At 62.6% G+C, this 26,341-nt stretch carries 23 protein-coding genes; 14 read left to right on the forward strand and 9 right to left on the reverse strand.

The features are described from left to right. Nucleotides 1-7 precede the first annotated feature (7 nt). The 4 genes from AC1DE1_RS03245 to AC1DE1_RS03260 form a co-directional block, all read right to left on the reverse strand. Nucleotides 8-2,284, reverse strand: a complete 2,277-nt coding sequence (locus AC1DE1_RS03245) for a heavy metal translocating P-type ATPase (protein ID WP_477178896.1) — start codon at nt 2,282-2,284, stop codon at nt 8-10. Between the two features lie 137 nt (nt 2,285-2,421). Further along, entirely contained in the window at nt 2,422-2,847 is a 426-nt protein-coding gene (locus tag AC1DE1_RS03250; protein WP_441603412.1) for a MerR family DNA-binding protein, read from the reverse strand. Nucleotides 2,848-2,970: 123 nt separating this feature from the next. After that, nucleotides 2,971-3,444 carry an NUDIX domain-containing protein gene (locus tag AC1DE1_RS03255; protein WP_477175801.1) on the reverse strand — a complete coding sequence of 158 codons (474 nt, stop codon included), beginning with the start codon at nt 3,442-3,444 and terminating at the stop codon, nt 2,971-2,973. Nucleotides 3,445-4,146: 702 nt separating this feature from the next. Beyond that, nucleotides 4,147-6,951, reverse strand: a complete 2,805-nt coding sequence (locus AC1DE1_RS03260) for a helix-turn-helix transcriptional regulator (protein WP_477175802.1) — start codon at nt 6,949-6,951, stop codon at nt 4,147-4,149. A 582-nt stretch (nt 6,952-7,533) separates the two neighbouring features. Here AC1DE1_RS03260 and AC1DE1_RS03265 point away from each other — a divergent pair. From AC1DE1_RS03265 to AC1DE1_RS03275, 3 genes are all read left to right on the forward strand, one after another. Beyond that, nucleotides 7,534-8,568 carry an alpha/beta hydrolase gene (locus AC1DE1_RS03265; RefSeq protein ID WP_477175803.1) on the forward strand — a complete coding sequence of 345 codons (1,035 nt, stop codon included), beginning with the start codon at nt 7,534-7,536 and terminating at the stop codon, nt 8,566-8,568. Between the two features lie 152 nt (nt 8,569-8,720). Beyond that, the gene (locus AC1DE1_RS03270) at nt 8,721-9,281 is read left to right on the forward strand and encodes an RNA polymerase sigma factor (RefSeq protein ID WP_477175804.1); all 561 of its coding nucleotides are present in this window, start codon (nt 8,721-8,723) and stop codon (nt 9,279-9,281) included. Nucleotides 9,282-9,361: 80 nt separating this feature from the next. After that, the gene (locus AC1DE1_RS03275) at nt 9,362-10,336 is read left to right on the forward strand and encodes a GlxA family transcriptional regulator (protein WP_477175805.1); all 975 of its coding nucleotides are present in this window, start codon (nt 9,362-9,364) and stop codon (nt 10,334-10,336) included. A gap of 66 nt (nt 10,337-10,402) precedes the next feature. On the opposite strand, the gene AC1DE1_RS03280 is transcribed toward AC1DE1_RS03275, so the two are convergent. Together AC1DE1_RS03280 and AC1DE1_RS03285 are read right to left on the reverse strand one after the other, a co-directional pair. After that, a complete protein-coding gene (locus tag AC1DE1_RS03280) occupies nt 10,403-11,521 on the reverse strand; it encodes an acyltransferase family protein (protein WP_477175806.1) in 1,119 nt (372 codons plus the stop codon). Between the two features lie 449 nt (nt 11,522-11,970). Further along, nucleotides 11,971-12,825 carry a class I SAM-dependent methyltransferase gene (locus AC1DE1_RS03285; protein WP_477175807.1) on the reverse strand — a complete coding sequence of 285 codons (855 nt, stop codon included), beginning with the start codon at nt 12,823-12,825 and terminating at the stop codon, nt 11,971-11,973. Between the two features lie 916 nt (nt 12,826-13,741). Between AC1DE1_RS03285 and AC1DE1_RS03290 the strand changes: the two genes are divergently transcribed. From AC1DE1_RS03290 to AC1DE1_RS03305, 4 genes are all read left to right on the forward strand, one after another. Continuing rightward, nucleotides 13,742-14,827 carry a catalase family peroxidase gene (locus AC1DE1_RS03290; protein WP_477175808.1) on the forward strand — a complete coding sequence of 362 codons (1,086 nt, stop codon included), beginning with the start codon at nt 13,742-13,744 and terminating at the stop codon, nt 14,825-14,827. After that, complete coding sequence (locus tag AC1DE1_RS03295; protein WP_477175809.1) at nt 14,827-15,453, forward strand: cytochrome b; 627 nt, start codon at nt 14,827-14,829, stop codon at nt 15,451-15,453. The genes AC1DE1_RS03290 and AC1DE1_RS03295 overlap by 1 nt, the downstream gene beginning before the upstream one ends. 84 nt (nt 15,454-15,537) lie before the next feature. Beyond that, nucleotides 15,538-16,131 (forward strand): TetR/AcrR family transcriptional regulator, encoded by a 594-nt coding sequence (locus AC1DE1_RS03300; RefSeq protein WP_477175810.1) that lies wholly within the window; start codon nt 15,538-15,540, stop codon nt 16,129-16,131. Nucleotides 16,132-16,133: 2 nt separating this feature from the next. Next, complete coding sequence (locus AC1DE1_RS03305; protein WP_477175915.1) at nt 16,134-16,577, forward strand: PaaI family thioesterase; 444 nt, start codon at nt 16,134-16,136, stop codon at nt 16,575-16,577. A gap of 3 nt (nt 16,578-16,580) precedes the next feature. Here the strand turns inward: AC1DE1_RS03305 and AC1DE1_RS03310 are convergent, their stop codons facing one another. Both AC1DE1_RS03310 and AC1DE1_RS03315 read right to left on the reverse strand, forming a co-directional pair. After that, nucleotides 16,581-17,108, reverse strand: coding sequence for a DUF6496 domain-containing protein (locus AC1DE1_RS03310; RefSeq protein WP_477175811.1), 528 nt, complete (start codon nt 17,106-17,108; stop codon nt 16,581-16,583). A gap of 131 nt (nt 17,109-17,239) precedes the next feature. Next, nucleotides 17,240-19,096: an ABC transporter ATP-binding protein gene (locus tag AC1DE1_RS03315; RefSeq protein ID WP_477175916.1), complete on the reverse strand. Its 1,857-nt coding sequence runs from the start codon at nt 19,094-19,096 to the stop codon at nt 17,240-17,242. 298 nt (nt 19,097-19,394) lie between these two features. On the opposite strand from AC1DE1_RS03315, the gene AC1DE1_RS03320 reads away from it, so the two are divergent. Both AC1DE1_RS03320 and AC1DE1_RS03325 read left to right on the forward strand, forming a co-directional pair. Further along, a complete protein-coding gene (locus tag AC1DE1_RS03320) occupies nt 19,395-20,039 on the forward strand; it encodes a PadR family transcriptional regulator (RefSeq protein WP_477175812.1) in 645 nt (214 codons plus the stop codon). A gap of 4 nt (nt 20,040-20,043) precedes the next feature. After that, nucleotides 20,044-20,400, forward strand: a complete 357-nt coding sequence (locus AC1DE1_RS03325) for a Fur family transcriptional regulator (protein WP_477175813.1) — start codon at nt 20,044-20,046, stop codon at nt 20,398-20,400. Nucleotides 20,401-20,403: 3 nt separating this feature from the next. On the opposite strand, the gene nfi is transcribed toward AC1DE1_RS03325, so the two are convergent. Further along, nucleotides 20,404-21,093, reverse strand: coding sequence for a deoxyribonuclease V (gene nfi / locus AC1DE1_RS03330; protein ID WP_477175814.1), 690 nt, complete (start codon nt 21,091-21,093; stop codon nt 20,404-20,406). Between the two features lie 86 nt (nt 21,094-21,179). Between nfi and AC1DE1_RS03335 the strand changes: the two genes are divergently transcribed. From AC1DE1_RS03335 to AC1DE1_RS03355, 5 genes are all read left to right on the forward strand, one after another. Then, complete coding sequence (locus AC1DE1_RS03335) at nt 21,180-23,615, forward strand: DUF3772 domain-containing protein (RefSeq protein ID WP_477175815.1); 2,436 nt, start codon at nt 21,180-21,182, stop codon at nt 23,613-23,615. Nucleotides 23,616-23,664: 49 nt separating this feature from the next. Then, entirely contained in the window at nt 23,665-24,480 is an 816-nt protein-coding gene (locus AC1DE1_RS03340; RefSeq protein ID WP_477175816.1) for an AraC family transcriptional regulator, read from the forward strand. Nucleotides 24,481-24,567: 87 nt separating this feature from the next. After that, nucleotides 24,568-25,410 (forward strand): DUF72 domain-containing protein, encoded by an 843-nt coding sequence (locus AC1DE1_RS03345; protein WP_441603423.1) that lies wholly within the window; start codon nt 24,568-24,570, stop codon nt 25,408-25,410. Nucleotides 25,411-25,473: 63 nt separating this feature from the next. Continuing rightward, a complete protein-coding gene (locus AC1DE1_RS03350) occupies nt 25,474-25,899 on the forward strand; it encodes a guanyl-specific ribonuclease (protein ID WP_441603424.1) in 426 nt (141 codons plus the stop codon). Further along, nucleotides 25,896-26,330, forward strand: a complete 435-nt coding sequence (locus AC1DE1_RS03355) for a barstar family protein (protein WP_441603425.1) — start codon at nt 25,896-25,898, stop codon at nt 26,328-26,330. The genes AC1DE1_RS03350 and AC1DE1_RS03355 overlap by 4 nt, the downstream gene beginning before the upstream one ends. Nucleotides 26,331-26,341: the final 11 nt, after the last annotated feature.

The raw sequence follows: 26,341 nt of genomic DNA on the forward strand, positions 1-26,341 counted from the left end.
ACAACTATCACGCCTGCCGCAGCCTCAGCGCGTTGCCCACCACCGACACCGACGACAGGCTCATCGCCAGGGCAGCCACCATCGGCGACAACATCACGCCCAACCACGGGTATAGCAGGCCCGCGGCCAATGGCACGCCCACGGCGTTGTAGACGAAAGCGAAGAACAGGTTCTGGCGGATATTGCGCACCGTGGCGCGCGACAGCGCTAGCGCTCGCACGATCGCGCTCAACTCACCCTTCACCAGAGTCACCTGCGCGCTCTCCATCGCGATATCAGTGCCACTGCCCATGGCGATGCCGACATCGGCGACGGCCAATGCCGGGGCGTCGTTGATACCGTCGCCTGCCATCGCCACCCGGTGGCCTTGCTTCTGCAGACGCTGGATCACTTCCGCTTTTTCGGTAGGCGACATGTCCGCATGCACTTCGTCGAGATCAAGCGCACTGGCGACGGCGCCCGCCGTGGCGAGGTTGTCGCCGGTGAGCATGACGATACGCAGCCCTTGCGCCCGCAGGTCCGCAAGCGCCTGCGGCGTGCTTGGCTTGATGCGATCGGCCACGGCGATCAGGCCTTCGAGAACGCCATCGATGGTGAGAAACATCACCGTGGCCCCTTCGCCGCGCAATGCATCGGCGCGCGCGCCCACCTCGTCGTCGAGCGGCACGCAGGCATTGGACAACAGACGATGGTTGCCCAGCGTCACCGCGTGTCCGTCCACTTCGCCTTCCACACCGGCACCCGTCACGCTGCGAAATTGCGAGGCTTGCGGCACGACGATGCCTTCCGCTTCCGCGCCAACGACGATGGCTCGCGCCAGCGGATGTTCGCTGAGCCGTTCCAGGGCTGCTGCCATGCCCAGCAATTGCGCACGCGGCACCTCACCCAGGCTCACGACCACCTTCAGCGCAGGCTTGCCTTCCGTCAGCGTGCCGGTCTTGTCGACCACCAGCGTGTCGATGGCGCGCAGCGATTCAATGGCTGCCGCATCGCGGAACAACACGCCGTTCTGCGCGGCGCGACCGCTCGCCACCATGATGGAAATCGGTGTGGCCAGGCCGAGTGCGCACGGGCACGCGATGATCAGTACGGATACCGCCGCAATCAACGCATAGGCAAGCCTGGGCTCGGGCCCCAGCCAGGCCCACAACACAAAGGCCAGCGCCGCCACCGCAACCACGGCAGGCACGAACCATGCGGCAATGCGATCGGCCACGCGTTGCAGCGGCGCCTTGCTGCGCTGGGCCTGCGCCACCAGGGTCACGATCTGCGAGAGCACGGTAGCGGCGCCAACTTTTTCCGCGCGCATGAGCAGCGCGCCATCCTGGTTCACCGTGCCGCCCGTCAGCTGCTCGTCCTTGCGCTTGACGACAGGCATGGGCTCACCGGTGAGCATGGACTCGTCCACATGGCTGCTGCCGTCGAGCACGACGCCGTCCACCGGCACTTTTTCGCCGGGGCGCACGCGCAGGTGATCGCCGGCGTGGACGGCTTCGATCGGCACATCATGTTCGGTGCCGTCGGCTTCGATGCGCCGCGCTGTCTTCGGCGCCAGCCCAAGCAAGGCCTTGAGCGCCGCGCCCGTGCGGCGTCGCGCGCGCAGCTCGAGGAAATCGCCGAGCGTGACCAGGGTGACGATCACCGCCGCCGATTCGAAGTACACGCCCACCCGGCCATGCATATCGTGAAACCCCGCAGGGAACCACGAGGGCATGAGAAACGCGGCGGCGCTGTAGAACCACGCCACGCCGGTGCCGAGCGCGATCAGCGTGTACATGTTCGGCGACCACGGTTTGAGCGAATGCCAGCCGCGCGCGAAGAACGGCGCACCGCCCCACAACACCACGATGGTAGCCAGCACGGCCTCCGCCCACGCGGACCATGCATGCCATGGCGCCGGCAACTGCCAGCCGAACAGATGCGACCCCATCGCCAGCAGGAACACCGGCAGCGTCAACGCGGCAAGCGTCCAGAAGCGGCGCGACATGTCACGCAATTCGTGGCCGTGGTCTTCGAGGCTGGGCATCATGGGTTCCAGGGCCATGCCGCACTTTGGGCAATGGCCTGGACCGATCTGCTGCACTTCCGGATGCATCGGGCAGGTGTAGATCGCGCCTGCGATGACCGGCGTCGGCTCAGAGACTGGATTCAAATAGCGCGTTGGCTCCGCGAGAAACTTCTCTTTGCAGCGCTGCGCACAGAAATAGTAGGTCGCGCCACCGTGTTCGGCGTGATGCTTGGCGTGGGCCGGATCCACTGTCATGCCGCATACGGGATCTTTCATCGCAGGCGCGTGGTGGTGAGATGAGCCGTGATCATGCTGGTGGTGTGCGGGCTCTGCCGCGTCTGTGCCGCAACAAGTCGATATCACCGCCGGCTCGGCCGCTGCGTTGGCGCTGCAGCATGCATGCTTCTCCCCGCTCATGCCTCGTCTTCCTGATCGGTCAACGCCTTCAGGATGGGACATTGATCCGGCGAGCCGTGGCCCGGGCATGCCTCGATAAGTTGTTCCAGGCCATCGCGCACGCGGGTCAGTTCGGCGATGCGCTCGTCGATGGCGGCCAGCCGTTCCTCCGCGCGTTTCTTCACCGCTTTGACGCCCCGATGGCGATCCGCCGACAAGGCCAGCAAATCGCGGATCTCCTCGAGCGTGAAGCCCAGATCCTTCGCGCGACGAATAAATCGCAGTTGCCGCACCGCCCCTTCGTCATAACTGCGATAGCCGGAAGCCCGGCGCAACGGCTCGGGCAACAGCCCCTCGCGCTCGTAGTAGCGAATGGTGTCGATGGCGACGCCGACGCGCCGGGCAACGGCGCCGATGGTCATGGAGGTGTGGGGTGTGTTCATGGGGCCAAGTCTAGACCTTTGATCAAGGTCCAGAGTCAAGCGGTCCGGGGCGGCACTGGTATCGAGAGTCCTTAACCTTGGCACTGGCAAGCGCGAAGAGGACGCTGCCCGCGATAACCTGCCCTAATCGCCCTGCTCCCCAAAACAGGTCAATCGTTCTGCCCAGCCAAAGTCCGAATATCGCACGCCATCAAGGGCGCGCTTGATGGCCAACGCTGTATGCGGAATCACGTCTGAAGGAAGTCGACTGGGATCATGCCAGCCAAGATAGTTGTACTTGCCATTCTCAATGAGCCGCGGCTCCCCCGCCCAGCGCTCGGCAAGGAAAAATGCGCCCAACCACTCTGCTCCGCTCTCGCTGGACAGAAAATGCATGAGATGCGCCAGGCGAAGCCCATCTGGCGCAGCCATCAACCCGGTTTCCTTCTGGAGCTCCCGTGCCGCAGCCACGACCAATGGATCGCCGCCATGATGTAAACCGGCCGGCAGGTTTGAAAAACTGCCCTGCCAGCCGGTATGGCTCTGTCCCAGCAGCAGGACTCTTTTCTCTCGACGCACGATAACGAAGATGTTCGTGCTCAACTGAAAATGCAGCATCAACTGGTTCTCCACTATCCAATCGCACCATGCGTCACTGATGTTCGATCTGAGCCAGTAACTGACCTTGTGATGTTTCCTGCCCGCGCACTCAGTAGATCCGGAACAAAGGGTCCAGCCAGCGGGACCTTTGCCTCGCTTCCGCTGCATTCCTGCGTCGTCGTCGCGCCGCCACTTTCGAGGCATACGACTGCGACGTATCGATGCAAATGCTCTTTCGGTGAAATGCTTCGATGTCGCCGATCAGCACCTCGTCGTGCCGAAATTGCCAAGAATCGTCAGTTTGTTTCGAGAGCAGACATTTCTTCGTCATGCGACTTTCTCCCAAACGAACACACCAGGCACCGCCAGAAGGCGGGTGCGGGATCCGGACGGAACGCCGCGCACACTCACACCTCCGCCATTGCGTGGGTTGCGTAAGAGAGATGCGATTGTGTGGATGCCGTGGTCCTGACCGGCACGATCTATCGGCAATCGTGCTGTCACAGGTCTCACGCAGTCCGGAAGCCGGATGCAGCGCACCGCAGCCGAAGCCAGTGTTGAGGACGCGCGAAGCGCCTGGCAACGACAAAAATCCTTGTTTTGCTGCAATGCATCAACGCAATGTGGCACGCAGTAACGGCGCTTCGCCGAGTGCATGGGCACCAAATCTGCTATGCCAAGGAGGCCACTGCCTCACCAATCCGCGGGCGAGGTCCGCCATCAACCTGCCGGATTTTCAACTCCGACGAGCATGGCACCCAGCATCGACCGAGACGTAATGCCGGCCTTCGAAAAAATGCGATGCAGGTGATATCCGACCGTACGGTGCGACAGGTACAGCCTGGTACCTATTTCCTTGTTCGAGAGCCCTTCGGCAGCGAGCTGCGCGATATGAAGCTCCTGCGGGGTCAGCGTTTCCCACATGCGCTCGGTTCGTTGACGGCTGCATTCGCCCGAAGCACGCAGCTCTTCGCGCGCACGATGGCTCCAGGGTGAGGCGCCGAGCGCATCGAAGATTTCGCGCGCCTCACGCAGTGGAGCCCGCGCGTTGGCGGACCGGCGCTGGCGCCGCAGCCATCCGCCATAAGCCAGAAGAAGACGTCCTCGCAGAAATGGCCAGTGTTTCGCGGCTGGCCCAAGGCCTTGCAGATACCAATGCTCAGCGTCTTCGGGCGCAGCGAGCAATGCTTTGCCGTAGTACAGCATGGTCTGAACCCATGGCATGGGCATTGGGGCTGCGGCGCGCTCGATCTGATCGATGACACGACAGCCCGACTCGGGGCTGCCGGAAAAAACGGCGGCTTCCACGAAATACGCCAGCGCGAAAGACTCCAGGCCTGAATTGAAGGCTGGGTCGGCGGGCGCAAATACACGCTGCAGTTGCTCATAGGCCAACCAATGCTGGCCCGCTCCGATGGCAGACGCGCCTCGTGCGATCTGTAACATCGCGCGCAGAAATCCGGCACCTACCGGTAGCAGAAGGCGCTCCGCCTGCGCGGCGAACGCTTCGGATTGGTCCAGGTTGCCCTGCATGCCCACCAGCATGGCCTTCAGGATGGTGGCTGCCGCCATCCACAGGGTTTCACCGGTCTCCTCGGCGAGCCGCGCGGATTCTTCGGCCTCTCGCATCGCGCCCGCCCAGTTGCCGATCTCCATTTCTGCCCACCCTCGCGTAAAAAGTACGCGGGCGAGTTCGCCCAGTCGCCCCTGTGCACGCAACGCGGCACTGAATTCGGCGAGCAGGCTCACATTGAAATCGAACGCGCCAATGATGTTGGCGGTGGTTGCGAGGATTCGCGCGATCGAAGGATCGCAGTGATCTATCGGTGAGAGCTGTTGCAACGCTGTGAGCACGCTGCGGCCGCATCGAAGCGGCTCGACATAGGCACAGATGGCGATCATGCGTAAGTCGCCGTCTGGCAAGCCCAACCGGTTTGCCGCAGCCAGAACGCTCGCCCGGAGTTCTTCGCTCGCACTGCTCCACCAGCAGCGTTGCCCGGCGCGCCAGAGAAGATTGATGGCCAGGTCCTTCGCACCGGCGGCTTCGGCCTGCGCAGCGAAGCCAACCAGTGCCGCGACTTTCGCGGGGTCATACACCGCCGGTGGCTTGCTGATCTCTCGGCACCAATCGATACGCACGGTCGCGAGCTGGTCCGACTCATCCACATCGACCTGGCGCAGCAGGCGCTCCAGCACGTCCGGTTGATCCAGATCGGCAGCAAGTTCGGCAGCCCGCAAGAGCCTGTGGCTTCTGGCTTCTGCGGTCGTGCTCAGTCGGGCCGCGTTTTCAAACACCTCGATGGCCATCGCAACGGCGCCGCGTCGTACGGCGCGCTCCGCCATGCGATCGTACTCGTCTGCGAGTTCGTCATCCGGGCCGATGATGGCAGCCGCGCGATGCCACAGCTGACGATCCAGCTGGCCGCGAATGGTTGCCGCGAGTGCGCCGTGAATCCGCTGGCGTGTGGCCAGGTCGGCGACCTGATGGAGCGCGGAACGAACGAGTGGATGCCGAAAGCGCACCTCCGTTCTGTCCACCTCGATCAGCTTGGCGGCAATGGCCGGCGCCAGGTCATGCACGCCCACGCGTTCACCCACCACCATGTCGCCGGCACGCAAAACTTCCTCGAGCGATGGTTCATCGTTTTCCGCCGCCACGAACAACAGCGTGCGGGCCGTATCGGGAAGATCGCGTAGACGCGATGAGAAGGTGCGCTCCAGGCGTTCCGTCAAGGGAAGCCATGTCGTGTCGCCGGCATCGGTCGTGCGATCGGCGTGAGGCAGCTCCAACAGGCCTAAAGGGTTGCCTGCAGCCTCCATGAGGAATCGGCTGCGCAGGTCAGGCGAAAGGCCCGGTGCGTGGGCGTCAAGGAGATGCTCCGCGTCGGCATCGTTGAGCGCCGAAAGCCTGAGTCGCAAAGTGTCGGGGTCGCCGAATGGGCGATCAAAACCATCGAGTATGGCAACCAGAAGAATGATGGGGTCCGAGCTGAGCCGGCGCGAGATGAAAGACAGGACGTCATAAGTTGCCTGATCCAGCCACTGGACGTCGTCTGCAACGAACAGGATGGGTGCGCATGTGGCGCTTTCGCTGAGAACAAACAAGGTCGCGAGCGCCACCAGGAAGAGATCGGGCGCCCCACCCTCATCTTGCATGCCGAATGCGGACAACAATGCCGATCGCTGGCGAGGCACCAGACTTGCAATCTGCTTGCCGAATGGACGTAACGCTTGTTCCAGCGCAGCGTAAGGCAAATGGACTTCGGCGAGAACGCCGGTCATGTTCAGTACGGTGAAATCGCGCTCGATTGCGCGGTGCTTGGCTATTTCGAGCAGCGCGGATTTCCCTATACCGGCTTCGCCGCTGATAACTAGCGCCGCTCCGCCCTGATCGACCCGATCGAACAGATGGTCAATGAGGGCGATGTCCTCTTGTCGACCTTGCAGGGCTAGCGATGCAGATCGGGCGGCGCTCGTGGACTGTCCGTGCCCTTCAGGCCGGGTATTTCTTGTGCTTTGGCTCATCCCACAACCGGCGCAGGGGCGCTACTAAAACAGTGTCGAACATCGCTTGGCTGGCGAATTTAAAGGCCGCCAAGTTCGCAGAATGCATTCGGGACATCTGATGTTGGGTCTTGCACATGCGTGAGCCTGGATGTTGCCGGGCGGCGACCGCTCGGCTAAGTCGTCGCGACCAGGTCAGGTGCGCATGTCGGTCGCATCGACTCGATGATTAACCCTAACCCTGTCGATACGCTTACATGAAAGAGCTGCTTTTGAGGGCTCGCTCCTGGCTTCACTGCGCAGAAGAGGCTGGCCCAGTTCTATTGCTCGAAGTGGCGATTTTCTCCGAAGAGCAAAGCTGACGACGCTCGCAGCGAACGTGCTGCGTGAAACAGAAATGTGGCCATGTCGTTGCCGACACTGTGCACGCTCATGGCTCAGTGCGATCAGGGCACTCGTTGATAAGTACTTACGTCCCGCTCGCACGAATCCACGCTCAGCCTGCCCGAGTGCTCCAGTCATCAGACTGGTCAAATGGCAGAAGCGACGCCCTCTGCTCGCGGACTAGCTTCTCTCCGTCCAGTTTTTGGATGGAGAACGACCATGAAGCGCGACTATTCGATCGCAACACGAGCCGTGGGAGCAGTCCTTATGATTCAAGCCGTCTTTGCAGAGCCCGATGCCTCAAACGATCCCCGGATCGATCCCCAAGTTCGTGCTTTCCTGCGCGACACCGACAAAGAATCCAGCGCATTCTGGGAGCTTCCCCAGCCCAAGCCGCAAGAAATTCTGACGGGCCTGCAGGACAAGACCCTCGTCGACATGTCGGGAGTAACGATCACCGAGCAGACCATCACTCAGGACCGCCAGACGGTGAAGGTCTACATCATGAAGCCTGAGCAGGTGACCGGTACGCCGGGTGTGCTGCTGTTTATTCATGGCGGTGTGTGGATCGTCGGAAATTTCCACAACCATCAGCGCCTGCTGCGCGACCTGGTCGTTGGCTCCGGCCAGATCGGCGTGTTTGTGGAGTACACCACCGTGCCGGAGGCTCGCTTCCCCACGCAGCTCGATCAATCCTATGCCGTACTCAAATGGGTCGCGGCCCACGCGAACGAGTTTGGCGCCGATGGCAGCCGCATCGCAGTGGCCGGCAACTCGGTGGGCGGCAACATGTCCGCTGCGCTGGCGCTCATGGCGAAGGATCGCAATGGCCCCAAGATCAGCTATCAGGTGCTGATGATCCCGGCCACCGACGCCGGCATGGCTACCGCCTCCTACCGTGAGTTCGGCACCGGGCGTTTCCTTGCCCGCGCCTTCATGAAATACGGCTGGGATATGTACGCACCCGACAGCAAGACCCGTGACAACCCCTACGTGTCGCCGCTGCGCGCCAGCTTGCGGGAGTTGAGTGGGCTTCCGCCTGCGCTCGTTATCACGGCGGAGAACGACCCGCTGCGCGACGAAGGCGAAGCCTACGCCCGCAAGCTCAAAGAGGCCGGCGTCCCGGTGATCGCCACGCGCTACAACGGGATGATCCACGACTTCGTGCTGTTGAACGGCATCCAGGCCGCTCCCGAGCCGCAGGCCGCGATCCGCCAGATGTCCGCCGAGATCAAAGCCCATTTGGCGCCGTGATTCAAAGGAATGAAGCCGAAGGCAGCGTATGCGTTCTGCCTTCTTGCCATGGCCCCGGCCCCCCACCTTGTACTTGTCGAGATCGAAGCTCCCCTGTCGGAGATCAAGACTGCGCAGCCGACAGGCAGGCAAACGTAGGTATCGGAAAGTCCATGAATGCCCGTTTCGATGGAAAGCAAGGCGCCGAAGCCAGGGATAGGTTGCTTCTTGAACGCATCGCCCATGGCGATCGCGACGCTTTGGCGACGCTCTACGACAGCTACCACGAGCGGCTATGTGAGTTCCTGTACCACCTGACCCGACACGCAGAAATGATTTATGAGGTCATCAACGAATGCTTCCGGGTCGTCTGGCAAGAGGCAGCGAACTTTCAACAGGCATCACTCGTGTCCACGTGGATTTTTGGCATCGCCTATTGCGTGGGAAGCAAGACGCTGCGTCAGCGTGCTCGCGAGCCCGTCAATGGAGATAACGCCACGCCTGATCCCTTCCCTTCGAGCGACCGCGATGGCATCGACTTGCGTGATTGGATCACGAACGGCCTGGCCCGGCTTACTCCGAACCAGCGCCTGGTGTTCGAGCTGGTCTACGGCGCAGGTCATCGCCTGGACGAGGTGGCCACCATCACTGGCACACCTTTGGGCACGGTGAAAGCGCGCTTGTTTCAAGCAAGAGTCAACTTGCGCAGCGTGCTGCCTGTGTTTGGCGGTTAACGGTGGCAGGATTTGGCGCTAGCCATAGTTTGCGGCCCGAAGCGTGGTCACAGCCAGAAATTTGCTTCGGGGATCGCCGCATGCAGACGAAAACAGTCCTGTTTCTCGCGTTCGATGGCGTGTTAATGCTGGACATGGTCGGACCTATCACGGTATTCCGGTCCGCCATGCATTACCTGCGATTGCCCGGTAGCGTGGGTTATGCGACCCATATCGTAAGCCCCGATGCAGGTGTTGTCGTCGGCATCGAGGGAGTCCCCATCCAGACCGAATTATTGTCGGACTTCGATGAGGCTGCGATTGACACGATCGTCGTGCCGGGGTCGACCAATGTCGAGCGGATGCTCCAGAACAAGCGCATCGTTGCGTGGTTACAAAACGCATCAGCGAGGGCGCGCCGAACAGCGTCAGTCGGCACCGGCGCCTTTCTTCTCGCCGAGGGCGGTCTCCTGCAAAATCGCCGCGTGATCACTCATTGGGCGGCTCGCGACCTGCTTGCTTCGTCGTATCCCACGCTGGAGGTGGAAAAAGAAGCCATCTTCGTTCGCGACGATCCGATTTGGACGTCCGCCGGATTCACCGCCGGAATCGACCTGGCCCTGGCCCTGGTCGAAGACGATCATGGTCACGAACTTGCCATGCAGATTTCGCGAAAGCTTGTCGTCTACCTCAAGCGGACGGGAGGGCAGCCGCAGTTCAGTCAAGCACTGCAGGCACAGGCCATGAACTCCAACTCGTTCGACGCCCTGCATCTTTGGTTGGTGGAACATTACGCCAACGAGAATTTGAACATTGAGACACTGGCCAATCGCGTGCACATGAGTCCGCGAAATTTTTCGCGTAGCTACAAGCAGAGAATTGGCAGGAGCCCAGGGAAGACCATCGAGCTTTTCCGGCTCGAGGCGGCTCAACGACTTCTCGACGAAACCAGTGACGGTATCGAATCGATCGCACGGCGTTGCGGTTTCGGTGACGAGCAGCGCATGCTGGCGACCTTCAAGCGCAACCTGGGCATCACGCCACGGGAATACCGGAAACGGCGCGCGCACACCTAGACGGCACACAGCTTGCGCTGACCTTTATGTCCGTCGCGTTTCGAAGGCTCTTATCTCGCATTACCCTCAAGCCAACTGACCGCATTTGGCTGCCTGGCTTTGCTTGGGGCTGGACAGCTTCTTGCCGAAGTTGTTTGCGGGAATTTCCACATACCGATGGACAAGGAAGGCGACGAGAATGGTCAGGCCCAGGCTGATCATCCAGGCGAACGTGAAGGTTATGCCCCTGCTGATCAGGATGGGCATGGCGACGTAGCCGATCATGGAGTGAACCAGATAGAGCGGAAAGCTGATGTCGGCCAGGAAGTCGATGACCCTGTTTTCCTTGAACCTGCTTCGAAGCAGATAGCACAGAGAGAACAGCATCAATGCATAAGTGTAATTTTTTGTCAGCGGCCCAAAGAAGCCTGTTCCATAGAAGGAATTGATCGTCACGAACAAGGCATAGACGATGACCCCATAACTAAGCGCGACCTTTACGCTGAGCTCGCGATAGAGGACGTAATAAAACAGGCAGCCAAGGAACATGAATGTGATGAACTTCATGTCCGATACCGCATATGAAACAGAGGACAGGGAATTCATCCCATGAGTCGCGCAGAAAGCAACGATGCAGCACAAGGCCATCAAGCCAATGGACAGCCGCATGACTTGATGGGCACTTTTTCCGAGCATGCTCACCAGCGCAAAGATCACATAGAACTTGATCTCCACCGCCAGTGACCAGCTCACGAAATCCAGTGAAGGCAAACCAGCCGCGCTGTGGACGAGCGGGATATTCCTTGCCAGGAACGAGAGGCTGATGCGGTCAGACAGCGGTGTCGACCAGTACCACGAACAGATGAAATACAGGGCAATGCTTATCAACAGGCAGAACCAGTAGACGGGATAAATGCGAAAGAACCGCCTCGTCAGAAATTGACCGGTTGAAATATTCCTAAGGCTTATCGGTATGACCAATCCGCTTATCAGAAAAAACACGGCGACACCGAAAACGCCGTAGAAGAATCCGCCCCATGCCGGTGACAATACGTGCTGCGTATAGGCCGGCTTCAACGGCACAAAACTGGCCGGCGTCCCGATCAACGCGCGCACGCCGGGCGCAAAGAAGATGCCCCAATAGTGGTTGATGACCACCGATAGCGCCGCAATCGCGCGCAGCTGATGGGCAAACCTGACTTTCATGAGGGCTGCCGATGGCTCGACGCGTTCAACATGTCGCGATCCGAACGGCGAGCTTGAAACCCGGTTGAGCCGGCATTTTCAGCTTTCTCCCAAGGTGGGCACGCACACTGGGCGTCACCATACATCGGTGCTGCTCGCGACGGTGGGACTGCCTCATCGCTCCGCTCAGTTAGTGCCCGGCACGGCCCAATCCGTTGCGATGCGGCCCCAAGTCGCTCTTTTCCGGCGCAGCCACGGCCCCGCCTGATGCCCGTGTATCGGCCAGCCAAGGCCACGGAACAGGCTCGTGCTCGGGCATACGGCCACCCACACCTGATCCGAAACGGGCGACAGCTCGGTTATCGGACTTCAAATGGCTCTTGGCCGTGGCACTGGGGCTTTGACCGGCCGTTCACTGAGTCACCGTCAGCAACAAAACGCGAACGACGCGCTCCGGCGCAATTAGGTCTCTACGAGTCTCGCTTGCGATAGACAGCGACAGTCGTATTTCGAAGCATGGGATGATCTGTGCCGTATTTCGCGGTGAAATCGTACGCGAACACGTTGCCACCCCCTCGCCAATTCGAATGATCGTTCATCCCCCAGAATTCAACGACGTCGAATCCCGCTTCTGCAAAACAGCGCTGCACCTCTGCCGGCGTGAACTCGCGATTGTGTCGATCAAGGCTCCCGTAAAAAATCTCCTTGTCCCAGAATATATTGTGGCCGTGCAGAAGCGCGTAAATATTGGAGATGTTGCAAACGTTTGGGGTGGAAAAAATAAGCAGGCCGTCCTTGCGCAGAGCTCGTTTCAATTCGGAAAGTACTTCAACAGGATTTCGAGTCGCGATGTGCTCGAAAACCTCGGTAAACATCACCGCGTCGTAGCTTTGATCGGGGACGGGGATCGGATTGTGCTCAAAATTCGTTTCGATGATGTCGAATTCGGTCAACCACGTTGGAGACGCATAGTTGGACCGGTATTCTGCACTCATATTCAGGCCGCGGACCTTATGTCCTAGCAGGTGCAGTCCAATTCCGACATGGCCGGGCGCATTCCCCACATCTAAGATGTTGCTCGCGGGCTTGAACAGGCCTATAGCCGCGGCCAGGTAGTGCGCGTACCGCTCCTCAGACGCCTTGAAATAATCAGCATAACCCGGGCTCAGGCCTAGAGCAGCAATTTGCCCCACTACTTCGCGCGCCTTGGGCAAGTTCGCCGTCACCGTTTCCGGCGTGGACGCCAGCAGTGGGGTGACTTCGGCAAAATCGAGAAGCGCCTTGAACAACTCGCCTTCCGTACTCATGGCTTCTTTAGAAAGCACACCCACCTCCCAAGTTGTGACTGAAAGAAACGATCGCTTGAATGACGCCCTGCTTAAAGCACTATGCGAAAATGTACCGACAGCCTGCCGGGAATTGCTACAAAATACTAGCGAGAAGAAGAAACCGATTGATGTACTCGCAGAGTTCCCGCTCAATACAATGATGCCGAATGAACTACAGCGATCGAAGTAGCGGCACTCAACGAGATCGCGGAGTAATCCGTGGCGATCTTGATGAGTTTTTGGATGCTAGCAAGACCCTCGAACAATAGCTGTATCGTGCCGAGCAAGAAAAGTAGAGCGAAAACAAAACGTGTCATAGAAGGCTAGGGCTTTGTCATGCGGATGTCTCCGTATCGACATGAGGTGTCGCCTAACAAGCTATACGGAACATCCTCAAACAGTGGCCCCGGAAATGTCACTAGCGAAGCATGTGTTCCGGGCTTCGGCTTTTATCGATTTGCCGTTGGCGACCTCATAGGTCACGCTCCAGTGACGACCCGTTTGTTTTGACAGCCTGTCCGAATAGCCAGGTGGTCAGCGCAACCTTTATTGGGCCGTCGCCAGTTCTCAGCGTGGCGCTGCGGTTTAGGCACTCTGCCGCCAGGTCGGACAGCAGCTTCGTGCAGGACCAGGAGGCTCATCCTTCGTACCCACAGCCCCCCCCCTTGAGCCAAACTCCCCTAAGGATGTCACTTGGCGACAATAGTCTCCTAACGATGGGACCGACTTGGTGTCCTGTCACGAGAAATTGCTCTTCCAGAGATTAACTTGCGTCGACTGACAGAATTAGCGCGTCGCGACAGCCTCAGAGCCTATGCTCAGCCGGTGTGGAGACGCCGCGCGGCACCGAGGTAACCGGCTGCTGCCGTCCGACGAAGTGAGGATATCCAACCTGCGATCCCGGGAGCGCCGCATGACCGATCCATCTCGTCAGCCACCTTCACATCAACCCTTGAGGTGGCTGGTTATCGGCCTTGCAGTGGCCGTGCTCGCCGGCGCGTTTGCCTATGTGGCCGGCTGGCTGACGCCGCAAAGACTGACGTCGCGTCGATTGGTGGATACGCTGCAGGAAGGCGGTGGCGTGCATCCCGGCTTCCGGCGCAATCACGCCAAGGGTGTGTGCGTGGCGGGTTATTTCGAAAGCAATGGTGAGGCCGCGGCGTATTCCACGGCCAGCGTGTTTACGGCAGGTAGTCGCACGCCCGTGGTGGGCCGTTTTGCCCTGCCCGGCGGCAATCCTTATGCGCCCGACAGCAGCGTGCCGATCCGCAGCTTTGCGCTGCGCTTTGCGTTACCCAATGGCCAGCAGTGGCGCACCGGCATGAACAGCATGCCGGTGTTCCCGGTGGCGACGCCGCAGGCGTTTTACGAGCAACTGGTGGCCACCCTGCCCGACCCGGCAACCGGCAAGCCCGATCCCAAGAAGGTTGGCGCCTTCTTCGCCTCACACCCGGAGACCGCTGCATTTCTCGCCTGGGTGAAAACGACCAAGCCCTCGGCGAGTTTTGTCACCGAGACCTACGAGGGGCTCAACGCGTTCTATTTCGTCGATGGCACCGGCAAGCGCCACGCGGTGCGCTGGAAAGTCACCCCTGTCGCGAACGACGATGCCGGCACCGGCCCGCAAGCCGGCGACCCGGATTATCTGGCCAAGGACTTGCAGCAGCGATTGGCGCAAGGACCACAGCGTTGGCAGCTGCGCGTAACCCTGGCCGAGCCCGGCGATCCCACCAATGACGCGACCAAGCAATGGCCCGCCGATCGCCACACGATCGACGCGGGCACGCTGGTGATCGAAAGCGAGCAGCCGCAGGACAGCGGCCCCTGCCGCGATGTGAATTACGACCCGACCATCGTTCCCGCAGGCATCGAAGTCTCCGACGACCCGCTGCTGCCAGCGCGCTCCGCGGCCTATGCCGTGTCCTATCTGCGCCGCACCAGCGAAGAAGCGCATGTCCCCGGCGCCGCGCGCGCGACCACGCCCTCGGAGCACCCGTGATGAATGCCAAGCACGCTACCTATCCCGGCGCGTTTCATCCGCTCGCGCGCCTGCTGCACTGGCTGATGGCCTTGCTGATCCTCACCATGCTGTTCGTTGGCGTGGGCATGGTGTCGACCGTGTCGGAAAAACACCAATGGCTGCTCGCCCTCCACAAGCCGCTGGGCGCCACCATCTTCGTGCTGGCGCTGATCCGCCTTGCCGTGCGCTGGCGCCACCCGCCGCCGCCCTTGCCGGCCGATATGCCGCCGTTGATGCAGTGGGTGGCGCATGCCTCGCATTGGGTGCTGTATGCGCTGATGCTCACGCTGCCCCTGGTGGGCTGGGCGATGCTTTCGGCGGGCGGTTACCCGATTTCGCTCGGTGGTTCGTTGCATCTGCCGCCGCTGCTTTCGTTCGACGGCGAAACCTATGCGTGGCTACGAGTCACGCATCGATGGTTGGCCTATCTGCTGTTCGTCACCGTACTCGGACATATGGGCGCCGCGCTCTACCACGGGCTGATCCGACGCGACGACGTGCTGCCCAGCATGACCTTCCCGCGGCGTGAAACGGTGATCGTGGAACCGGTGGTCGTAGTCCCTGCCGCGAGCGAACCGCCGTCGAACGAGCCGCCCCGTGCGTGATTCGGCGGCGTCTCATGGCGCTGCCACTTGCGATGTCCGCTGTCAATAGTATGATTGAAATCATACAAACTACGTGGAGCGGCCATGCGTTACGACGCCGAACACAAACAGAAAACCCGCAGCAAGGTGCTGGAAGTAGCGGCCAAGGCGATCCGTCAGGATGGTCCTGACCGCATTGGCGTCGCCGGCGTAATGGCCGAGGCCGGCCTCACCCACGGCGGCTTCTATGCGCACTTCAAGTCGAAGGACGACCTGGTCACGGCGGCGATCGAGCAGATGTTCGAGGAGTCGCGTGCACGCCTGAAGCATGAGATGGAAGGCCACGCCCCCGCCCAGGGGCTGGCCAACTACATCGATTTCTATCTGTCGAAAAAGCATCGCGACGCGCGCGCCAGCGGCTGTCCCATGGCTGCGCTGGCCTCTGATCTGCCGCGCCTCCCCGAGCAGACCCGTGCGCTGTTTGCCGACGGCGCGCGCCGTCTCACCGACGCCATGGCGGAGCGATTCACCGCCTTGGGCTATAGCGATCCGCAGACCCTGGCTCGTTCCACCGTGTCCGAATTGGTCGGCGCCTTGTCGCTGGCCCGGGTGGAGACGGACGCCAAGCGTTCTGATGCGATCCTGGCCGATTCGCGGCACCTGCTGAAACAGCGCCTGGGCCTGGAGTCCGCATCGTGAGCATGATTACCGAGATCGGCCAGGGCCTTAGCGGGCTGGAGCAATTGCGCGCATTCATCGCCTCGGGCCAGCGCCCGGGCATCGGCGACTCGCTGGATTTCGATCTCGTGGACGTGGGTGAAGGCTACGCGGCATTCGAAGGTGTGCCCGGCGTGCATGCGTACAACCCGATGGGCATCGTCCATGGCGGCTATTTCGCCACGCTGCTGGATTCGGCATGCGGCTGCGCGGTGCATTCGCGGCTCACCGCGGAGCAGGCGTATACGTCGCTGGAGCTCAAGGTCACCTTCCAAAAAGCGATGACACGCGATACGGGTCGCGTCCGCGCCGAGGGCCGCGTGCGCACCATCGGGCGCCGCGTGGCGTTCGCGGAAGCCAGCCTGATGGACGCCCAGGGCCGCCTGTACGGTACGGCCACCTCAACCCTGTTGGTCTTCGATCGCTAGCAGTCAGCGCGCGCGTGAGCGCATGGCGCGCGTACGTGCTGCACGCACGGCGCCCGCCGCTCGGCTGCTGGTCGCAGCGGCCTTCTTCGCCGCGGCCTTGCGTACCGCGGGCCCCTTGGTTCGCGAGGCCTTCTTGGCCGCGGCGGAACGTTCGGCTGGGGTGCGGGCAGCGGCGGCCTTGCGCGCGTGCTTGGACAGCGCGGCATTCGAAGCCGACGCCGTGCTCTCGCGCTTGAGCGCCTGTAATGTCGCTCGACTGCGCTTGGCTGAGGCGGCCTTTGTCATCGCGCGCTTCTTGGCGACCGGTTTCTTGCGGGTGCTCTTGGCGCCCTTCTGCGCCGGCACATCGATGCCGGCGCGGCGCGCCTGCGACAGGCCAATCGCAATGGCCTGTTCCGGCGAACGCGCGCCATGCACACCTTCGCGGATGCGCTCGATTTCCTCGCGCACGAACTCGCCGGCCTGGGTGCTGGCCGACTTGCCCTGGCGTTGATCTTTGCGGGCGCGAGCCAAAGCGCGTTCGGTAGGCATGTCGAAACTCCACTGCGTGTGCACCGACCATGCTGCGGTGATGCCCGTGAAATGCAGAACAAAATAAAGCTCAGGCCACTGGCGAATATTCACAGCGATGGCAGCAGTGGCTGCGACATGCTCGCCCGCTTTCACGCCAGCGCGTTGTCCTCGGCCGGATCCTCCGCCGCCACGAAACCACCGGTCTGGCGCTGCCAGAGACGCGCATAGAGGCCGCCACGTGCGATCAGTTCCGCATGGGTGCCGGTTTCCACGATCTCACCCTTGTCCATCACCACCAGGCGATCCATGCGCGCAATGGTGGACAGGCGGTGGGCGATGGCGATCACGGTCTTGCCGCGCATCAACACTTCAAGGCTGTCCTGGATCGCCGCTTCGGCTTCCGAATCCAGTGCTGAGGTCGCTTCGTCCAGGATCAGGATCGGTGCATCTTTCAGCAGCACGCGTGCGATGGCGATGCGTTGGCGCTGGCCGCCGCTGAGTTTCACGCCGCGCTCGCCCACGTGCGCGTCGTAACCCACGCGGCCTTCGCCATCGACCAGTTGCGGAATGAATTCCTCGGCGCGCGCCTTGCGCACGGCTTCGATCACCTGCGCCTCGGTGGCATCGGGTCGGCCGTACAGCAGGTTGTCGCGTATCGAGCGATGCAGCAGCGAGGTGTCCTGCGTGACCACGCCGATCTGCGCGCGCAGGCTTTCCTGCGCCACCTGGGCGATGTCCTGGCCATCGATCAGGATGCGCCCCGCTTCGAGGTCGTACAGGCGCAGCAGCACATTCACGAGAGTCGATTTGCCCGCGCCGGAGGGGCCGACCACGCCGATCTTCTCGCCACCGCGCACCTTGAGGTCGAGGCCGGCGATCACGCCGCCCTTCTTGCCGTAGTGGAAGTGGATGTCTTCGAAGTGCACGGCGCCTTCAGTCACTTCCAGCGGCATGGCGCCGTCGCGGTCCTGCACGGTGCGGGGCTTGGAGATGGTCTCGATGCCGTCCTGCACGGTGCCGACGTTTTCAAAGATGCCGTTGATCACCCACATGATCCAGCCGGACATGTTGTTGATGCGGATGACCAGGCCGGTGCTCAGCGCAATCGCGCCCACGGTGACCTTGCCCTGGCTCCATAGCCATAGCGCCAGCGCCGAGGTGCCGACGATCAGAAAACCGTTCAAAGTCGTGATGGTCGCGTCCATGGCCGTGGTCAGGCGCGTCATCGCGCGCATGCGCCTGATCTGTTCGCCCATCGCATCGGCCACATAGGCCTCCTCGCGCTGCGTATGCGCAAACAACTTCAGCGTGAGGATGTTGCTGTAGCCATCGACGATGCGCCCCATCAGGCGCGAACGCGCCTCTGACTGGCGCCATGAGCGCTCCTTGGTGCGCGGCACGAAATAGCGCAGCGTGGCCACATAGGCGATGAGCCACACCACCAGCGGCACGGCGAGCCACACATCGGCCTTGGCGAACATGAAAATGGCGCTGCCGGTGTAAATCGCCACGTACCAGATCGCATCCACGATCTGCACCGCCGATTCACGCAGCGCGCCTGAGGTCTGCATGATGCGGTTGGCGATGCGACCGGCATAGTCGTTCTGGAAAAAGCCCAGGCTCTGGCGGATCACATAGCGATGGTTCTGCCAGCGGATGCGGTTGGTGAGGTTGGGCACGATGGCCTGGTTCACCAGCAGGTCGTGCGCGCCGATCAGGATCGGGCGTGCGATCAGCGCCACGAAACCCATCCACAGCAGTTCGTTGCCGTGCAGGTGGAAGAAGTCGGCGACCGGCGCACCCTTGGCCATATCCACGATGCTGCCGATGAAGCCGAACAGCGACACCTCCACCAGCGCCACGCCAAAGCCCACCACCAGCGCGGCGGCGAACACCGGCCACACCTGGCGCAGATAAAACACGTAGAAGCGCCAGACCGACGACGGCGGCATGCCGTCGACGGGTTCGCGGAACGCGTCGATCAGCGATTCGAACCAGCGGAACAGCATGGGGAGGTCGTCCTTGGGAGGCGGCGGCGCGGGAGGAGGCGCTTGATAGCACTTGGGTGAAGGCAAGTCACGGGAGTTTCAAGACACCAGGCGCTTCGACTCCTCCTTTGTGGGAGCGCACCCTGTGCGCGACGGCGGCGGCCTATCAAACCGGGGCGGCGCTCTCGCGCCGCGTTCGCGCACAGGGTGCGCTCCCACAAGGGGGGACAGGGGCGCCGTCATGGGCGCGCACTTGCATTTTTCGAAACTCACGATATATCTTAAGACTGTTACTTACGATATATCGGAGTTAGTCATGGGATTTCGTCATTTGTTCGATCGGCACCACGCGCACCATCACCACCACTGCCACGAAGGCCGCGACGCCTGGGCCCGCGAGGCCATCGGCATGGGCCGTGGCCGGGGACGCGGTCGGGGCTTCGGGGACGACGAGGGTGAAGGCGGCTGGGGTGGCATGGGTGGACGTTTCCGCGGGGGCCGCGTGTTTGGCCACGGCGACCTCAAGCTGATCCTGCTCGCCTTGATCGCCGAACAGCCGCGTCATGGCTACGAACTGATCCGCACCATCGAGGAGATGTTCGACGGCGCCTACTCGCCCAGCCCCGGCGCGGTCTATCCCACCCTCACCCTGCTCGAGGAGCTGGGTCACGCGAGCGTGGAAAACGACGGCGGCAAGAAGCTCTACACCATCACGGCCGAAGGCAAGGCGTTTCTCGCCGAAAACAAGGAAGCCGTGGACACGGTGATGTCGCGCATGGAGCAGACCGCCAAGATGTTTGCCCGCGCTGCCGCCCCGATGGCCTTGCGCGAGGCCATGCACAGCCTCAAGCGTGCGCTGTTCATGCACGGCGGCCCGTGGAATACGGATGAGGTGAAGCGCATCGGCGACATCATCCGCAAGGCCGCGGAAGAGATCGCCAAGGGCAACAAGGATGCCTGACGCCATGTCCACTGCGCCGGCCGACGTTCATCAGCTGCTGGCGCAGGCGGGCATGCGTGCCACGCCGCCGCGCCTGGCGATCTGGCAGGTGCTGCACGAGGCGAGTGACGAGCCGGATGCGGTGGAACTGATGTGTCGGGCGCAGGCGCTGGAGCCACGCACCAGTCTCGGCACGGTGTATCGCTTTCTGCGCGAACTGGAGCAGCACGGGCTGGCCAGTTCGCGTGCCGTGGCGCACGAGCGAGCGCGTTGGCGACTGGGCGCATCGAGCGGATCAGTGTCGCGGCAGCCCGAAGCGATCGCTGCCGTAGCCCGGCTGGCGGCGGCGTTTGGTTATCGCCTGGTTCGCGCGACCAGCTGAAAGTCAGCGACGCACGGTTCCTCGCCGCGACGCCAGCCGATCAGCCAGCCTCGTAGGCTCGGGCAACCGATACTTCGTGCCAAATGCCAGCACCAGTTCCGGCGCAGTCGCCATGCTCACGCGATGCCCCGGCGAAATGATCAAGGGCCGGATGCGATCCTTGCTGCGCAGGACGCAGCCGATCACTTCGCCCTTGTACTCCAGCGGCTGACGGTCGCCACGGTGCGGCCCCACTTCCTCGTGCACACCCACCAGGATCGATTTCGCCACGCCGATGGTCGGCAAGCCGGTGACCACGCCCAGGTGCGCGGCGATGCCGAGTCGTCGCGGATGCGCGATGCCGTGGCCGTCGACGAACACCAGATCCGGCGATTCCGGCAGTTCCGACAAAGCTTGCAGCAAGGCAGGCAGCTCGCGAAACGAGAGCAGCCCGGGGATATAGGGCATGCGCGTCGGCTGTCGCGCGACCACTTCGGCGATCGGCGCCAGCGTCTGCGCATCGATCAACACCGCCGCCGCGCGCGTCACCGCACCGCTCTCTTCAAAGCCCACATCGACGCCGGCGACATGGCGCAGTGGCGGATAGTCGTCCATCAGCCGCACCTGCGCCGCCAGTTCGGACTGAAGCAGGCGTGCCTTGGCGACGTTTCCGTCCCAGGGCGGCATGGTGTTGGCGAGGTCGAAGGCGCTCATCAAGAGAGCGTGAATGCCCGGGCCTGAACACACCGTCAAAACATTTATTCATTGACCGGTTCAGGACCGGTCGGGATCATGCCCGCATGCCTACCCTGTCTCGCTTGCTGCTGATCCTTCTATTCGCCGTCGCTGGCGCCTCTCCCGCCTTCGCCCAGGACACCCAGAACAACGGGCAGATCCAGCAGACCGTGCTCGCCACGCCTGACCAGTTGAGCACACAGCTCGACCAGATCAAGAAGACGCTGACCGACAAGACCAAGCTCACCGACGACATCCTCACCGACGCGCGCAGCAAGACGCAGGCGATCCAGCAGCAAGCCGACCAGTTGACCACCAGCCTCGCTCCGCAGGCTGATGCGCTGAAGGCCAAGCTCGATGTGCTCGGCCCGGCGCCGGCCAAAGGCGCCCCGGCGGAAACGCCGGAAGTGGCGGCCCAGCGCAAACAACTGAGCAAGGACCAGACCGACCTCACCGGCCAGCTCACCCAGTCCAAGCTGCTCAGTCGCGAGAGCCAGCAGCTGCTCACCGAAATCGCCGCGCTGCGCCGCAACTTGTTCCAGGCGCAGATCAGCCAGCGCAGCGCATCGCCGCTGAGCATGGCGTTCTGGAGCCGCTTCGCGCAGAACCTGCCTGATGACAGCGGCAACTTCCGGCAGCTCTCACAGTCCGTGCAGGGCGCGCTCGCCCAGGCCTGGCAGCCGGGCAATCGCCTGCCCTTCATCCTGTGCCTGACTGCCGCCGTCGCGCTGCTCGCGGGTGGGCGGCGCGTCTTCGAATACAAGATGCTGGACATCGCGGCGCGTTACCTGCCGTCGGGTCATCTGCGCCGCAGCGCCATGGCGGTGGTGGTCACCGTCGGCACGACCCTGATCTATGGCATCGCCGCGTGGCTGATCTATCTGGCGGTGAACTGGAACGGCGTGTTCGACGAGGAACTGGACGAACTGGTGCGCCCCATTGTTCGCCTGATGTTCTACGTCGCGACCATGGCGGGCCTGGGCCGTGCCCTGTTGATGGTGAAGCATCCATCCTGGCGCCTGCCGCCGATCTCCGACAACCTCGCGACCCGGCTGTGGCCCTTCCCCAGCCTGATGGCGTACAGCGCCTTGCTGCTGGGCGTGATCGAACGCGTCACCAACGACATCAGCGCCAGCCTCTCCACCGCCATGGCCGCCAATGCGCTGGCGGCCACGCTGATCGGCGGCCTGGTGGCCTATGCGCTGGTGCTGATGAGCCGCGCGCGCCGTGCCCTGCTCACCAGCGGCGCCACACCCGCGGCCCGGCCGCTGTGGGTGGGCGTGCTGGTGCTGTGTGCGTTCCTGGGCATGTTGATCACCCTGATCTCGGTGTTCACCGGCTATATCGCGCTCGCCTTCTACGTGGCGCGGCAGATGCTGCGCGCAGGTTTCTTGATCGCCGCGCTGTATGTGGTCATGCACCTGATCAACGATCTGTGCGAATCGGTGCTCTCGCCCGACTCCCGCACTGGTGTACGACTGCAGGAAAATTTCGGCATCGCACCGGCCCGCCTCGAACAGACCGCGACCGTGCTGTCCGGCGTCGGCCGCGCTTTCCTGTTGATGTTCGCCATCCCCTTGATCCTGGCGCCCTATGGTGCGGGCGCCAACGAACTGATGGATCGCGGCACGCGCATCTTCAACGGCCTCTCGCTGGGCACGCTTACCATCAATCCCACCAGCATCTTCAATGCAATGGTGGTGCTGGTGGTCGGTTACGTCGTCGTGCGCCTGATCAAGCGCTGGCTGAGCAAGCAGCTGCTGCCGAAAACGTCGCTGGACGTGGGCATGCAGATGTCCATCGTGACCTTGCTCGGTTACGTGGGCGGCATCCTGGTGTTCGTGCTGGTGCTGGGCGCGCTCAAAGTGGACGTGCAAAGCATCGCCTGGGTGGCCAGTGCGCTGTCCGTGGGTATCGGTTTTGGCCTGCAGGCGATCGTGCAGAACTTCATCTCCGGCCTGATCCTGCTGGCCGAGCGACCGGTGAAGGTCGGCGACTGGGTGAGCATCAGCGGCGTGGAGGGCGACATCAAGCGCATCAATGTGCGCGCCACCGAGATCCAGCAAGGCGATCGTTCCACCGTGATCGTGCCGAACTCGCAGCTGATCACCCAGAACGTGCGCAATGTGACGCTCGCCAATGCGCAGGGCCGCGTGCAGATCCGCCTGCCGATGCCGCTGGGCACCGATCCGAACAAGGTGCGGCAGATCATCTTCGACATCCTGCGCAATCATTCGGTGACGCTCAACACGCCGGCACCCACCGTGCAATTGGACAGTATCGATTCGGGCTCGATGATGTTCGTGTGTACTGCCTACGTGAACAATCCGCGAGACTCGGGCACGGTCAAGAGCGACCTGCTGTTCGAGATCCTCGATCGCCTGCGCAAGGCCGATCTGCCGCTCACCACGCCGCAGGACATGGTGGTGCGCACCATGCAGCACGATCCGGCGACGGCACCGAGCCCGTCGACCACCGTCTTTCCCGGCAAGCCATCCTGACAGTCATGCCGCATCGGCCTAAACTCCGGACGTCACCCGGAGTCAGCCGATGGGACACCACGTCGTCGTACCTGCGCCGCCGCTCAACGCCCTGATTTCCCGCCTGTGGGATTGGGATATGCCGCCGGCTGCGCATCACTTCGAACGCGTGCTGCCGGTGCCGGGCGCGGCGCTGATCATCAACCTCCATGAGAACGAGACCCGCGTCTACAGCGACGACGCGGATCGCCGCTGCCTGCGCGCCGCCGCCTCGGTGATCGGCGGACCGTGCCTGCGCAGCCAGATCATCGACACTGCCGAACAGGTACGCGTGATGGGCGCGGTGTTCCATCCCGGTGGCGCGCATGCGTTTACCGGCGAAGACCACGAAGCGCTGGTCGGCCAGGACATCGGCCTGGAAGACATCTTCGGCCACAGCGCCCACCGCCTGCGCGAGCAGTTGCTGGACACGCCCTGCCCGCACGAGCGACTCGCTGTGCTGGAGCAATGGCTGCTCGCCCATATGCGCAAACCACAACTCGCCCCCGAGGTGTTGCATGCGCTGGACCAGATCAGCGCACGGCCGCAAGTGGCACGCATTGGTCCGCTGGTGCGCGATGTCGGGCTGTCGGAATATCGCTTTGGCCGTCTATTTCGCCGGCAGGTGGGCATGGGGCCGAAGCGCTATGCGCGACTGATGCGTTTTCGCCACGTGGTGGATGCGGTCTATCGATCGACCGCCGTGGACTGGAGCGGCGTGGCGATCGACGGCGGCTACGGCGACCAGGCGCATCTGGTGCACGAGTTCCGCGACTTTGCCGGCATGACGCCAACGGCATTCATGGCGGCACGCGGACCGTATCCCAATCACCTGCCCCTGGACTGAAGGCGGTATCCGCTACCATCACGGCGGATTGATGCCTCTCTTCATCTCGCCCGTGGCATGATCGGCCATCCCCTCCGAGTCCCCGCCATGTCTGCCGACCTGTTCTCGCCTGCTCCCGCGCAGGGCCTTGCATCGCGTATCCGCGTCGGCATCGGCGGTTGGAACTTCGCCCCGTGGCGCAACAACTTCTATCCCACCGGCCTGGTGCAGCGCCGTGAACTGGAATACGCCAGCCGACATCTGCGCGCCATCGAGATCAACGGCACGTATTACGGCGCGCAAAAGCCCACGACGTACGCCAAGTGGGCGGCTGAAACGCCGGCAGGTTTCGTGTTCTCGCTGAAGGCGCCGCGCTACGTCACCGAAGGCAAGCGACTGGCCGATGCCGGTCGCGGTATCGATGGCTTCGTATTTGGCGGCCTGGCCGAGTTCGGCGATCGCCTGGGACCGGTGCTGTGGCAGCTCAGGCCGACGCGTCCGTTCGATGCCAACGACCTGGCCGCCTTCCTCGATCTGTTGCCGCGCGAACTCAATGGCCAGCCGATGCGCCATGTGCTGGAGGTGCGCCACCCCAGTTTTCTCGACGAGCGCTACGTGGAGCTGGCGCGCTCGTATCGCATCCCCACCGTATTCACCGATTCGCCCGAGCATCCGTCGCTGGCCGACCTGACCGGCGACTTCGCCTATGCGCGGCTGATGCGCAGCGAAGCGCAGCTGGAGACGGGCTATCCATCGGGCGACCTGGATATCTGGACCACGCGCGCACGTGCCTGGGCCGAGGGCCACGACCTGCCGGATCTGCCGCACGTGTCGGCGCCCTTGAAAGCTCAGGCGCCGCGCGATGTATTCATCTACTTCATCAGCAGCGCGAAGGAACGCAATCCCGCCGCGGCCATGTCGCTGCAGCGGCGGGTGGACAAAAAGGGCTGATGCCCGCGTGCCTGGGCACGCCGAAGGATCTACACTCGCGCCACTCTGACCAGGCGTTTCGTGATGCGCGCACTCAAACCATTGCTTCTGCTGGTCGTGCTGGCCGTGGCGGCGCTGCTGTGGGGTCGCCACACCTCGGAACCCGCGCCCCCCGGCAGCGTGGCGTCGCAAAGCGCGACCGCGCCAGGCGCCGCACCGACGCGCAGCGACTCGCTGCCTTCGTTCCTGCCGCCGGAAGCGGCCGACATCCTGCGGCGCATCGCCAACGGCGGTCCGTACGAGCATCGCCAGGACGGCGTGGTGTTCCAGAATCGCGAAGGGCGCCTGCCGGCCAGGCCCCAGGGGTATTACCACGAGTACACGGTGGACACGCCGGGACTCGATTACCGCGGCGCGCGGCGCATCATCACCGGCGGCACGCCGCCGCAGACCTACTACTACACCGACGACCACTACCGTACGTTCCGCCAGTTCGAGGTATCCCGATGAGCGCGCAATTTGATCTCGATTTCGGCGATGCCGAAGACGGCGGCATCTTCTTCGTCACCAGCGAGGATCTGGAGCCCCTGGCCGAAGCGGCCGGCATGCAGGGTCTGCGCGTATGCCGCATCAGCCTGGCTGACTACACCGATCACGAGGCGCTGTTCGATCGCCTGACCCGGGCGCTGCAGCTGCCCGCCGACTTTGGCCGCAACTGGGATGCGCTGGCCGACAGCATGCGCGACCTGTCCTGGCTCAAGGCCAGCGGCTATATCCTGCTGTTCGACCACGCCGAACAGATGCGCAGCCGCAACGAGGACGACTTCGACACCTTGCTGGATATTCTCGAGGAAGCGGTCGACTACTGGCAGGACGCCGGCGCCCCGTTCTTCGTGTTCTTCGCGCTGCCTGAAAGCGCTTTCGACGATACCGACGACTGAGTACGCACATC

Source organism: Dyella sp. 05T440, assembly GCF_056395965.1.